Here is a 12,042-nt window from a genome sequence, read left to right on the forward strand (position 1 = left end):
TCGGGCCGGCCTCATGAATAAGCCGGGATCAACGTATCATCGGCATACTTTGAGTGACTAATATAATTAATGAACTGTGGGATGAGCTCATCCGTACATGATACAGCATTGAGTACCGGATTATCTCCCTGACGGTAGGAAGTATCCTTGCACTCCCGAGAAAGAAATCCATCGGGATGATGGGTTCCCAACGTCAAAGTTACCAAGGCAAAAGGACGCTTTCCTTCAGCCAGCTCATCAAACCGCTCTTTAGCGAATTTAAACGTCGTGTCGTCATGCAATCCCCAGGCATTTCGATACTCCGCATCCGGCGTGCGAGGCCCTAGTTCCTTGAGACCTTCGACAGTATCGAAGCCATGGGTCCGGTAAAAACTTTCTTTCCCGGCAAACCCGGTGTCGGCGCCACCGACAAAATCGAGCTCATATCCCTTTTCCGACAGAATATCACCAAGACATCTAGCACCTGGTAAAAAACTGTCGACACCATCCATACCGTTACCTCCAGATGCCGCGACCAAAGGTACGCCACACTGACTGGCCACCATTCCCCCGATCGTCCAGCCTGTTCCCGGAAGCTGTCTAATATTGGTGAATGACAGAGATTTATCTTCTAGCGCTTTCAGGTTTGGTAAAAGCCCCGGAAAAAGAGAATTGTCAAAGTAGGTTCTTTCAAGAGACTCGCCGTAGATAACAACCAAATTCCTGGGCTGCTCGACACCCTTTTTCAGACCACGAACATACCCCTTCCTATAAAACTGAGGGAGTTGATCCGTTCCCACATCGCCGGAAAAATAAAAGGTGCCGACCGTTGCAATATCGTCAACGCCGGGATTGACGGCAAAAGCGGCAGAGGCCAAAAACAATCCTGCCACGCCCCAACGGGCACCATGAAACCGTTTCCTGGACAGGACCTTAATACAACAATAGGCATAAACCAGTGACAACAAAAGCAAAAATACTGAAAAGACCATAATATCAATGAAGTCACTAAAACCGGCACCCTCAAGCCCGACACTCAAGTGATAGAGCACAGCTTCATCGATGCCTTCATTGGTAAAGGCATCGGAAACAACATATACGCTACAAAGGAAAGCAATAACAAAACCAATAATAAATGCCAAACACAAAAGCCATTTATTTCTTGCCTTTAAAAACCAGCAGGCAACGACAAACAACAGAAGAGAAAGGCTTATAAAGAATAAATCCATCGCCCACACCAAACATTAAAAGAAATATAAGCAATTATTACATTTTAATGTCAATCGGGCAATACACCAATCCACGAAACCCTGGCCGGGCAGGCAACAAAACCTCACACAAGACATCAATTGGCAATATCATCTACGCTTTGTCTGAAAAATGCCTGCGCTCGCCCATACTGCGTTAAAAATCGGCTCAAAAGGCTCATTTACTTCCCTGTAAACTCCGCTTTTTCGCCGATTTTTGCCTTGTCTGGCCATCGCTCGTCGATTTTTCAGACAGAGCTTAGTGCTTTCAGCAATGTCATGGGGAAGGGGAATGGGCTCCAGCAAGACGATCGCGTGCGATACGCAATAGCAATCGCTTCTGGCGCTGTTCGCTGAGCCCTCGGGAAATAATAAAATGAGTATCGTCCCCATCGACTTTGACCGTGCCGCTGCCTGCCGGACAGAATACATCAAGGTTGTCCCGGCGATCCCCGCGTGCATGCATCACGCACATGGGTTGCCCAGCTGCGGGGGCCAGCATGTCCCGCTTTGGGTGGCTCAAGCAGACATCGTCAGCAACGTGATGTAACAATGTCGGCATGACATCCGCCTGGTGGAACAACTCATCCACCTTCTCTTGACGTGGATTCCCTGTCAGAACGAAGGCTGGTATCAGGGAGTCTGCGGCCTGTCCCAGAAGCTGACGCTCCTTTGACGAAACCATTGTCATGGCGCGATGATCGCTTATCACGACCAGTAGCCCATGCTCAAAAAAACCCTGGTGGCGCAATCCTTCAATAAAATCGGCCGCAGTATCATCCATGTATCGGAATACCGCTTGTTCGTCACGCTCGCCTGTATAAGGCTGCTCATAAGGTTGGTGAGAACTCACATTTTCAATGACGATAAAATTCGGCGGGGCACTTCGGTCTTGTTCATCGATTCGGTCTTGTTCATCGATTCGGTCTTGTTCATCGATTCGGTCTTGTTCATCGATATAGGCAAGCGCCCTTTCGTAAAGCACATCATCGGCAACGGCATCGAAATGGTATCGCGGCTTTCCAGCATAACCGGGGAAGTCCTGCCCTTCGTGATAATCAAAGCCGATATTGGATAACCATTCTCCCTTACGGGTAAAGCCGAGATTCCCCGAGGTCAAAAAGGCAGTATGATAACCTAGACGATTCAATGACTCCGGTAACGTATCCGGCAGATCCCATGCCGTTGCGAAGGGCTGCGCCGCCTGGGGATCGGCTATCGGCAAAGCAAACTGTTTACCGGTCAAGAGTGAAATCAACCCCAGGTTAGTGTTGTAGCCTCCGGCATGGAGGTTCATGAAACTTACCCCCTGGCTGGCCAACGCATCCAACCTGGGCGTCCAATCGTTGAGACCCGACCAATAGTCGCTCTGGTAGGCAGACCATGATTCCAGAACCAGCATGACGATATCGTCGCGGCGTCCTTCACCCGACACACATGTCTTGCCAGCATTTCCGAATGCCTGTGCGACATCGTTTCGCATTGCCGGAGAATAATCTTCCGCCAACCCGGACGGAAGATTGGCCGCAACGACATTGCGCACTGCCCATTCATGAACATAATCCGGCCTGGGAATGACATAATGAGCAATCGCCCCGACCGGCACCAACATCGCCAGCGCCATAACCACGGCTGGCCTCGGCAGCGATCTGGCCGGGCGAACCCAACCTGCCCACGCCATGATCCCGAGAGTAAAGGCAACAACGACCCAGTCGAATATCGGAAAGTTGAGAAGATAACGCCATACGATGGCCGGCTGCGCGAGATAGATCATCGCATCGGAGAGCTTCAATCGTGTGAAGTACTCCGACATCACAACCACATCAGCGATATAGACCGCCAGACCCATAAAGGCCAATACTCGCCAGGGCAAGAACCACCAACGACGACGCGACAACCCTGCCACCATGAACAGCCCCAGCACTCCCAGCAAATAGGGAGCGTCTGCCTCGATCACACCGGGAATGATGCACAGCCGGCAACCAAGCACTTGCGCCGAAAGTTCCTGCAGGGTCCATAGTCTTGTCAGAAGCGCCAGCAGCGTCAGGCCACAAAACAGTGTGAACAACCGATGGTTCTTTATTGATGCCATTCCGCACTGCCTATCCCGTTTCGTGACCTCATAAGAGGTTTTGGACTCTGTCTGATGCTTTCAGCCGATGGAAGTTCAGCACGTCATTGGCATAGGCCACGACTATCCGACCAAGGCCTGCCCCATCATACCCGGAGTGCCCCTTTTACGGCTTATCACCCTTCGACTCATCGCCGCGACGTATTGGGATACGCTCGAAGGGCCATCCGCTCGAAGGGCCGTGCGCGCGATGGCCAACAGCGGGCGACGATCTCCCGACCGGAGGGCAACCGCTCACCTCCGCATGAAAAGGGGAAGCTGCACTTGTGGAAACTCCAGTACAGTCAGGTAGCATGACGCTACTCTCGAAGCCGCTGACCGCCGACACATGAACGCACGCACAATCAATACGCTAAGCCTGATCAAGGTGTTCGGCGCCGGGCTCGTCATCACCGCCCACTACTCGAGCGTCTTCTACGAGCGCGCTTTCTACAGCTTCGGCACTGGATGCTTCTTCGTGGTAGCCGGTTACTATGCGCTCACCTGGGAACGTAGCCGCGGCATCGTCTACTTCGCCAAGCGCATGATCCGCCTTTATCCGGGATACCTGGCCGCCGTATTCGCCTATCTGATAACGACGCCTTCGGCCTGGGAAGAATGGCCGCCCCTGCTGCTGCATCATCTGGCCCTTCTGCTCACGGCCTCTCGCGTCGAAACCGTTTATGCGCTGAACCCCGCCTTCTGGTCGCTCCCCGTGTTCGTGACCTTCTTTGCCATCATCGCCTGCCTGCCACGGTTCACCCCCACCTTTCGAAGCGTCGCGATGCTGGCCGTGCTGCCTTTTGTCGTCATTACGCTGGGCGGTCTGGAGTGGCGCAACGGTTATCTGCAACTCTGGGCCTTTCCGCTGTATTTCTACGCCTTTGTGCTAGGCGGAGCGATCGGCCATGTCATGCGTCATCACGCCCAAAAGCCCAGCGCCGGATTCACCATAGCGGCGGTGGCCCTGGCCGTAGCGGTCGTTACGGCAGGCGCTTTTTACAAACCCCTCGGCCTCGATGCACCGAAACTCGTCACCTTTCTCTATGAAGAGATCATGACCGTACTTTATGGCGCCTTGCTCTGGTGCCTACTCAATAGCCCTCTGGTCGATCGCAAACTGCCGCTAATCTCATTCGCCGGCAATATCAGCTTTGGCATTTATCTGTTTCATAACCTCCCGCCGCATGTATTCAAGCCCCTGCTGCCCCCTATCCCCGCGATAGCCCTGTCATTGGTTGCCACCATGCTGCTGGCCTGGCTGTCTCTGATTGCCATCGAGCGCCCGATTCAGCGATGGCTCAAGCCCAAGTTGTCGAACCATTCGCCAGCCAGGGCGCAATCGGGTACACAGGGCCAATAGCCTGTCACAGCTGTGAAAGCCAATTGGCCGCCTGCCAAAAGAGCATGAGTGATCAAAGCTGGCATTTACCTCATGGCAACCAGCCGTCTGCATGAACAATGCGTCAAAAAAGACCCGGAGCCAAGGCCCCGGGTCCACTTCGAATAGCGTCAGTCCAGATTCAGACCTGGCTTTCGTTAATCGCTCCCGTTGTAGCTGACTGCCCTTGTTGCAGGCCGACCAGCTCGACAGCGAAGTCATTGTAGGAAACCCCTTCAGTACCGGGTTCCCCATCGACGCCAGGCGCCGACTCGCTATCCGCGTAAACGTACATGCTGTCGTCGAATTCGAAAGTCACGTAGCCGTTTTCGTTGCCTGCCGATGTCGTCGCTGCGATATCAAACGCATCGCTCAGGGAAGTCGCATCAGCGACATTGGCGCCGGCCAGACTATCCAGAGGGCCGATATCCAGCGTATCGCTACCGGCGTCGAAGCCAGTGATGGTATCCATCTTGTCACCATCACTGCCGACGATGGAATGTCCCGCCATGTTCAGCGTATCGGCACCCGCTCCGAGAGCAATGTTCTCTTGAACATAATCGGCGCCTGTAAACGTCAAGCCGCCATCCAATTCGGACGAGTCGATACTATCGAACTGACGCCCCGCTTCTGCATAGGCAACCGCACCACTGCCCGCAAGATTCAGCGTACCGCCGGTCCCCGTACCCTCTTCGGAGTCGTCGTAGACTTGTAGATCCAGAACTTCATCGTTTGACTCGAAGGTCGTGACGACATTCACCGCTTCGGCGGCATCACGCAAAATGAGAGGCGACCCATCGGCATCCACGCTACCTGAAGATGCCGTGACGGTCTGGTCACTCACATTGCTGATGCTACCGCCACTCGCGAAGACGAAATTACCGGTATCTGAAAAGTCCTGACTGTCGACTTCGGCGTATCCCTCGAAAACGACATTCTCGACATTCTGGACATCGGCGCTGACGGTGGCACCGCTGTTGGTATCCTGGTCGTTTTCGTCGAGCACCTGATCCACCGTCATCGAATCCGTGACGGTCAGCGTATCGTTTCCAGCGCCACCATCAATGCTGATATCGGGCTCGCTGCTATAGTCAGCCTCGTCAACGGTACCGAGAGTATCGACGGTCAGCTCATCGTCCCCGCTGCCCGCCATGACAGTCGCGGCATCGTCCAACACTCCATCTTCGACGACGAGGCCGCCCGTCATGCTGGAGGCATCAAGGCTGGCGCCTTCGGCAAGTGCATTGCCGGAAAGATTCAGCGCGCCGTCACCATCTAGCGTGAGATTCATCAACCCTGCGGATGCCGACTCGCCCAGCTCCAGGCTGGAATCGGTCGTCACCGTCACGCCAAGCGTTGTCAGCAGCCCGGTCGGCGTATAGTTCTCGCCTTGCGTGTCCCCGTACAAACGCACGTCCGAATTGGCGAGCTGAACATTACCAGCGCTCATGCCATTGAGGTTCAGCGTCACGGCGCTGTTTTCGACGAACACCTGTTTACCATCGACACCGGAAAGATTGATCTGCTGATCGATGTCATCGAATCCCGAAAAACGGACCGCCCCGTAACCTTCGAGATCCGCCGCGTCGTAACTCGTCTGAACCCCTTCACTATATGGTACGTCGAGGATCTGACCGGCCGCCGCGTCATCGATCGCAGCCTTGGCCTCTTCGACAGAGGACGGGGCTGCCGTTACCGAGTCGACGACGCCCTGCAGTTCGCTCAGCTGATCGGAACTCAGCCCTTGCTCCACGCTGTGATAAGTACCGACCTCTACCTTGTTTTCCAGAGTCTGGGTAATATCGGCGTATTTCGGATCGACATTATCGCCGAGCAGATAAGTGCCTGCTTCCAATAATGCACTACCGGCATCAACGCCCGATTCCAACCGGGCACTGAAGAAAGACATGCCCCCTTCGTAGGCGTCAGAGCCTCGCTGCATCCCCAAATTATTGGTTAAAACGAGATCGATCTTGTCTTCCAATGTTTCCAATCCAGCGAACTGGCTCTTGAAAGTCTCGGAAGCCGCGAGATCTGTCGCCAAGGGCTCCAGAGTCGCATAGTTCGTAAACCGGCCCAGGTTGTCTGCTCCCGGCGCCGCGTTGAACATGACGGTTGTCAGCGCTACAAGATTTTCCTGATTTGTTCGAATGGCCAAGGTGCACCTCCTAGAAGATATTTCTGTGCAAGCCCAGGACCGCCCCAGTAATAATTAAATACATCCTCATTAATTAACGCCCAGAACAGCCTAAACCCACTTCCATGTAAGCGCTCTTCGACCCTGGAGGCCGTCAACGCTAACCAGCAAGGGTAGTTACCTTCCCCTGCTTTTCAAGCCGAATAGCGAAACGTGATGACGCCACGTTTATTCCATGCCACAGACAGTGCGGCCTGATGATCCTCGAGCCGCGCAGGCAGGCGAAACGAACAATTATCGCTAAATCAGGGTCTTGGCTAGCGGGATCACGTAATATTGGGCCTTGCCGATGGATCGTGTGTCTTATGTCATTCGATATGCCATTCGATATGCCATTCGTCGCCGTTCTTGCCACCAAGAGGCCACCATCCCGTGACTACCGCTCCATTGAAGTCCTCTCCCACCAACCGACTCATCGCGATTGAAGATGCCTTGCTGGCTGCGCACCAGGACGCCATCAGCCATGCCCGTTCTTCCCTGCATCGCATGCCGGAATACTTCATGCCGATGCGCGTCGCCGACTATTTCGCGACGCGCTTTGCCAACTTCGGTTATCGCCTCGAAGCCCAGGTCAAGCGGACCTTCGAGGAGTCGGATATACAGGACAGTGACATCGATCGGCTGCTGTCGGAACCGGATCTTCGCCCCGAGGGCCGTTTCGATCTGGTACTGCGCACCGGCAAACGGGGGCGTGCGGCGCATATTCTGGAGTTCAAGCGCGGCGACTCGACCCGCGGGCTGATCGGTGACGTTCGCCGACTGGCCAAGGTTAGCCAGCACGCCGGACGGCACAGCCTGAAGACCAACTACCTGGTGCTGACCCGCCGCTGTCCGCCGAAGGTCGATACTACCCAACGGCTCATCAATCGGCTCAACGCAGCCATGGAGGCCGCCGGGATGGCTGACGTCGACATCGACATGGTCAGCTCCGAGCCGCAGCACCCTTTTCTCAATCACGATCACCAGCCCGTGGCCAATCGTGCCTTTCAGATCGTCATTCTCGAAATCCGCGGCTAACGCCGTGTTCCCGGCCCGCGCTATGGCTGATTGGCCGCTCGCCAGTAATCTACCGACTGCGCCGACACGAAGCCCTGCTGCGTACCGATCCCGATCACAGCGGCCTGAAAGGCGCGGGCCAGTTCCGGTTGATGGCATAAATGCAGGCTGCGGATCATGCGCGAGATCCGCAGGTGGTTGTGCCCGCCCCGCTTCAACCAGATATGGTCCCTGGGGTTGAGGTGGGGCAAGGCCACGATGCCATCCGGTTCCCGCGCCAGGCCGAAGAAATCCAGCATCACATCGAGCGACTGGCGCTGTCGCGCCCTCAGTTCGTCAGACTCCGCAAAGGCGGCCTGCGCTTCAGCATCCAGCAGCGGCGCGAAGCCATTGAAGCGGCCGGCCTCGGGGATCGGAAACAGCCACTGAATGATGTCGTGGGTGTGTTCCAGCCAGAAGTGGGACAGACGCCAGACATCCTCGATGTCGCGCCCCTTGTGATCGGGACATTGCCCCAGGGTGAATGCAATCAAGCGATGCCCATTCCCGCTCATGGGGCTTTCCTTGTGTTGTAGCCGCAGGGCAATGACCTAAAGCGCCAGGCTCAGTGCGCCTTTTTGGGCAGCTCGGCAGAGAGCGCGCGTGCATACGCGGTGCGTGCCGTCTGGGCAATCGCCAGCTGCTGTTGCAGGCGGGCGATCTCCTGGTCCGTCACGCGCAGATTGGTGACCTGGGCGCGCGCATTCTCGGAAAGGTCCGCCAGATTATATTCGGTGCCGTCGATGGTCAGGGTCTGGCCTGCCTGGGTGTCGGTATCCGCCATGGGTATGTCCTTGATTGGATTGAAGTGTGAACCCGCTAGGGTACGGGATCAGTCGCCGAAATCGAAGGTCAGTTCCTCGTCGTCACCAAAGAACTGGTCGAGATTTTCGCTGGTTTGCTGCTGAGCGTGGTGCTTGTCGTGAAACTTCGCCCGCTCGGCCAGTTGCGAAAGCTGGCTCATCGAAAACAGCTGGGCGTAGGCCAACGCCATCGGGCCGCCGCGCAGCGTGGCGTAAGTGTCGGCATCGAGGGCATTGAGCGCCTTCTCGTCAACGCGGTACAGGCCGTTGACCTTGAGCGGCTCCTGCCCTTCCCCACGTTCGATCTTGAGCGGCCACGGCTCGATCACGCCGGTATCGCCCAGCACCCCGGCGGCAGCCTGGGTCAGCTGACGGTTCTTCTCGCACTCCTGCAGGAAGCCCAGAGTCTGTTGTACACGCTGTTCAAGCTGGCCTTGCTCATCGAACAGCGGTTCGCCCTGTTCGCCTTCCAGCAGATGATCCTGAGCAATGCACAGCACCTGCTGCTGATCTTCGGTGTTGGCGAGGGTGAACGGGTAGCCGCGCAGGCTGGCCGGTACGTAGTTGCCCAGCCAGCGCCCATCCGGGTGAACATAGAGGTTGTGCTGACCATTCAGGCCCAGCAACGCCACCGGCTGGTAACTTTGATAAGCGCTCTCGCCCTGCTGGATGAAGCCCAGCGCATAATGCGGCAGCAGCTTGCCCAGTTCGGCCAGCAGGATCGAGGCGACCGGCTGTTCGGCAGCGAAACGATAGCCCTGGCGCGGTTGGTAATGGCGATCGGCGTGTTGTGTGCGCGATACCGCGACCCATTCCGGCATGATGTCTCCTATCGACAGTTCTGGAATTCAAGAATATCGATCGATTGTACCAGCGCTTCTCCCCCTGAAGAGCCCCCGGATTATCGAACGCCTACACCGCACTCCGGCGCACGGTACGCCGGGGTCAGGTAACGGCTAAATAAGTGGGAGTCCTTCTTTTTTTGGCGCCTTGAGCCACTCGACCAGCGTGCCCAGCACGTCGAGCATGTCCTGCTCGTCGCGGTTGTGCTCCAGCCGAAAGAGCGCAGCGGCCACGTTGCGCAGGTCGAGGTTTATGCAGCGATTCCCCAAGCGCTCGCTATCATGGGCAGCGACGTCAGTGCTTGCCCTCGGCACGTAGCCGCGTCACATCCTCAACAGCAAGCCCAGCCGATCCGCCTTTCAGTGCGTGCCAGTGCCACCCCCGCGCAGTCCTTCCACGTCGGCCACCGTCAGCCCCGTGGCTTCCGCAATCTGTTCATCACTGAGCACGCCCAACGTGATCAGATTGCGGGCGGTTTTTTCGACACCCAACCGCTCGCCTTTGTTTAGACCCAACTTCTCACCCTCTTCCAACCCTTCCCGTTTGGCGTCGTTGAGCAGCGATACCTCATCCCGCAGTGCCCGTTCCCGCACAAATGCCAGCCGACGGGCTTCCTCATCGGCGCTGAGTTCGCGGATACGGCTCATCGCTTTCTTGACCGGTTCATGGGCAATATTGGCCATGGTGAGTTCCTCCTGCCAGTGCTTGAAGAAGGTGATCCAGGCGCACAAGGGGCCTTCCGGCAAGCCCAGCCGATCCGCCTTGTTGAGTTCGATCAGGTTCATCTGCAGGATGTTCCCCAACGAAATACTCGGCTGGCGTTCATCACGCATCTCGAACCGCCATATCGCCTGCTGACGCTCAGCATTCGTGGCGGTAAATAGATCGAAATCGAGCAGATGCAATCCGACCGTCGCCCGCAGTTCCTGATAGTCTTCGCCGGCGCTCAGCTGGCTGCCCAGCGTACGGGCCAGATAGAACAGGCCCCGCTTGTGCCAGGCCCCGTAGCGACGCACCTGTACCTCGACATTATAGCAGTGGCCTTCGCCATCACGGGCCAGCACGTCGAGGATGATGTATTTGCCGGTAAGTTCACTGGCTTCGATGTTGGGGTTCAACACCTCCACCGAGGCGATGTCGGGCAGATCCGGGCGCAGGTCGTTGATCAGATCCACCAACAGATCCGGAGCGTCGGCAAACAGCCGTTTGAAGACGTAATCGTTGGAGGGTCGAGTAACTCACTCATGTGGAATGCCTTGTGGGCTGCTCTTGTGGAGGGGCTTCAGTCGCGAGGGTTTTTGCATGAGAGAATGTATTCTCCGTCCAGCACGGCAAGGCGAGAGAGTCGAAAGACGCTGGCCACCTTGAGACCAGAATCCGCAAACTCATCATCGTCTGGCCTCAGCATCCAGTCGAGAGCTTGCTCAGCCTGATGCAACCGGGAGGAAACCATACAGACAAGCCAGTCATCCTGGGCATGATCGAGCCGACGCAGCAAGAGTACCGGTCGCTTCTTGCTGTGTGTCAGATCGGTATAAGGGAACGGCATCAACGCAATCTGACCGGCATGCTTCATTGCCAGCGTTCCTTGAGATCGTCCTCGGAGTAGAGATCCGGTTCGTCTTCTAGCCCACGCATGGCTTGCTCGACGCTCATGGTACGAAACTGTTGCTCAGACCAGTCAGCCGGTTCGCCATGCTCAGCATCCCCGTAGCGCGCCTCCAGGAACGACACAAAATCAATCACCTCCTGCTGACGGAAGGCAGGAAGACGGCTGACCTTGGCTATGAGTTCTTCTAGCTGCATCGATTCTACCCCAATGGGAACCATCGTCATTATGCTCAGGATAGCACGGCAGCCACTGGCTTCCGCCTGCCCCGAGGCCTCCCCAACTTGCTCAATACTCAGTGAGGCTGCTTGCTGCGAGGTTCCACCGGTGGCTCACTTACCAGCTCTCACGCCGCCCGGCGCTCGAAGACCTCGCGTGCAGCACGCATCCCGCGCAGATGCCGGGCCTGGCGGGCCGCGCACCGAGCGGTCAGGCTCGCTGGCGTGCCCACCGCGCTGCCGAAGCGCTGCATGAGTGTACTGGAAGCGGCGATGAAGGCCTCCGGGTCGATGCCCAGCCGGTCGAGCAGCGTGGGGACGCGCTCGCCGATCTGCCCGCGCTTGTCCGGGCGCTGGCAGCGGCCGGTACTCTCGACCAGTTCGAGATACTCCTCGAAGGCGAAGGGAATGGCGTGGGAAAGCCGAGCGGTCGCGTCAAAGGGCATCAGCGGTTGGCAAGGCAGCGTCTCGCACCAGGCCGGCCCTTGGCCCACCGGCGTCTCCCGAGGTGAATCGCATGGCGGCCTATCGGGGCTGGCTGCCCTCGCCTTGCCGGTGTCACGCTCGTCACCTTCCGGCAGCTCGGCCATCCGCTCGGCCACCGAAGTGTAGGCAGACGT

At 56.8% G+C, this 12,042-nt stretch carries 12 protein-coding genes and 1 pseudogene; 2 read left to right on the forward strand and 11 right to left on the reverse strand.

Annotated features, from left to right (window positions below):
- Window positions 1–11 precede the first annotated feature (11 nt).
- Together CCD76_RS18005 and CCD76_RS18010 are read right to left on the reverse strand one after the other, a co-directional pair.
- Complete coding sequence (locus CCD76_RS18005) at window positions 12–1,208, reverse strand: sulfatase-like hydrolase/transferase (RefSeq protein WP_087720912.1); 1,197 nt, start codon at window positions 1,206–1,208, stop codon at window positions 12–14.
- Between the two features lie 295 nt (window positions 1,209–1,503).
- The gene (locus CCD76_RS18010; RefSeq protein WP_179208964.1) at window positions 1,504–3,294 is read right to left on the reverse strand and encodes an LTA synthase family protein; all 1,791 of its coding nucleotides are present in this window, start codon (window positions 3,292–3,294) and stop codon (window positions 1,504–1,506) included.
- Between the two features lie 391 nt (window positions 3,295–3,685).
- Here CCD76_RS18010 and CCD76_RS18015 point away from each other — a divergent pair, with 391 nt between their 5' ends.
- Entirely contained in the window at window positions 3,686–4,699 is a 1,014-nt protein-coding gene (locus CCD76_RS18015; protein WP_087720916.1) for an acyltransferase family protein, read from the forward strand.
- A 160-nt stretch (window positions 4,700–4,859) separates the two neighbouring features.
- On the opposite strand, the gene CCD76_RS18020 is transcribed toward CCD76_RS18015, so the two are convergent.
- Window positions 4,860–6,875 (reverse strand): hypothetical protein, encoded by a 2,016-nt coding sequence (locus CCD76_RS18020; protein WP_143543326.1) that lies wholly within the window; start codon window positions 6,873–6,875, stop codon window positions 4,860–4,862.
- Between the two features lie 411 nt (window positions 6,876–7,286).
- On the opposite strand from CCD76_RS18020, the gene CCD76_RS18025 reads away from it, so the two are divergent.
- Window positions 7,287–7,931, forward strand: a complete 645-nt coding sequence (locus CCD76_RS18025) for a hypothetical protein (RefSeq protein ID WP_143543327.1) — start codon at window positions 7,287–7,289, stop codon at window positions 7,929–7,931.
- 20 nt (window positions 7,932–7,951) lie between these two features.
- Here CCD76_RS18025 and CCD76_RS18030 read toward each other — a convergent pair whose 3' ends face one another.
- The 8 genes and pseudogenes from CCD76_RS18030 to CCD76_RS20110 all read right to left on the reverse strand — a co-directional run.
- On the reverse strand, window positions 7,952–8,464 hold the full coding sequence (locus tag CCD76_RS18030; protein WP_087720921.1) for an opioid growth factor receptor-related protein: 513 nt from the start codon (window positions 8,462–8,464) through the stop codon (window positions 7,952–7,954).
- 50 nt (window positions 8,465–8,514) lie between these two features.
- On the reverse strand, window positions 8,515–8,733 hold the full coding sequence (locus tag CCD76_RS18035) for a DUF6447 family protein (protein WP_087720922.1): 219 nt from the start codon (window positions 8,731–8,733) through the stop codon (window positions 8,515–8,517).
- A gap of 48 nt (window positions 8,734–8,781) precedes the next feature.
- Window positions 8,782–9,573: a SapC family protein gene (locus tag CCD76_RS18040; RefSeq protein WP_087720923.1), complete on the reverse strand. Its 792-nt coding sequence runs from the start codon at window positions 9,571–9,573 to the stop codon at window positions 8,782–8,784.
- Window positions 9,574–9,708: 135 nt separating this feature from the next.
- The gene (locus CCD76_RS20235) at window positions 9,709–9,909 is read right to left on the reverse strand and encodes a hypothetical protein (protein WP_087720924.1); all 201 of its coding nucleotides are present in this window, start codon (window positions 9,907–9,909) and stop codon (window positions 9,709–9,711) included.
- 45 nt (window positions 9,910–9,954) lie between these two features.
- A complete protein-coding gene (locus CCD76_RS18050) occupies window positions 9,955–10,770 on the reverse strand; it encodes an Rpn family recombination-promoting nuclease/putative transposase (RefSeq protein WP_256961375.1) in 816 nt (271 codons plus the stop codon).
- Between the two features lie 107 nt (window positions 10,771–10,877).
- Entirely contained in the window at window positions 10,878–11,171 is a 294-nt protein-coding gene (locus CCD76_RS18055; protein WP_087720926.1) for a type II toxin-antitoxin system PemK/MazF family toxin, read from the reverse strand.
- Window positions 11,168–11,401, reverse strand: coding sequence for a DUF2281 domain-containing protein (locus tag CCD76_RS18060; protein ID WP_087720928.1), 234 nt, complete (start codon window positions 11,399–11,401; stop codon window positions 11,168–11,170). The genes CCD76_RS18055 and CCD76_RS18060 overlap by 4 nt, the downstream gene beginning before the upstream one ends.
- A 149-nt stretch (window positions 11,402–11,550) precedes the next feature.
- Window positions 11,551–12,042: pseudogene (locus CCD76_RS20110) on the reverse strand (hypothetical protein); the annotation flags it as partial.

The sequence above is a fragment of the Salinicola salarius genome (assembly GCF_002179555.1).
Classification (GTDB): domain Bacteria; phylum Pseudomonadota; class Gammaproteobacteria; order Pseudomonadales; family Halomonadaceae; genus Salinicola; species Salinicola salarius_A.

What these genes read in the sequence shown, in the direction of transcription:
- CCD76_RS18005 (WP_087720912.1), bottom strand. Translation starts at nt 1,208, where the DNA reads ATGGATTTATTCTTTATAAGCCTTTCTCTTCTGTTGTTTGTCGTTGCC.
- CCD76_RS18015 (WP_087720916.1), top strand. Translation starts at nt 3,686, where the DNA reads ATGAACGCACGCACAATCAATACGCTAAGCCTGATCAAGGTGTTCGGC.
- CCD76_RS18030 (WP_087720921.1), bottom strand. Translation starts at nt 8,464, where the DNA reads ATGAGCGGGAATGGGCATCGCTTGATTGCATTCACCCTGGGGCAATGT.
- CCD76_RS18035 (WP_087720922.1), bottom strand. Translation starts at nt 8,733, where the DNA reads ATGGCGGATACCGACACCCAGGCAGGCCAGACCCTGACCATCGACGGC.
- CCD76_RS18040 (WP_087720923.1), bottom strand. Translation starts at nt 9,573, where the DNA reads ATGCCGGAATGGGTCGCGGTATCGCGCACACAACACGCCGATCGCCAT.
- CCD76_RS18055 (WP_087720926.1), bottom strand. Translation starts at nt 11,171, where the DNA reads ATGAAGCATGCCGGTCAGATTGCGTTGATGCCGTTCCCTTATACCGAT.
- CCD76_RS18060 (WP_087720928.1), bottom strand. Translation starts at nt 11,401, where the DNA reads ATGCAGCTAGAAGAACTCATAGCCAAGGTCAGCCGTCTTCCTGCCTTC.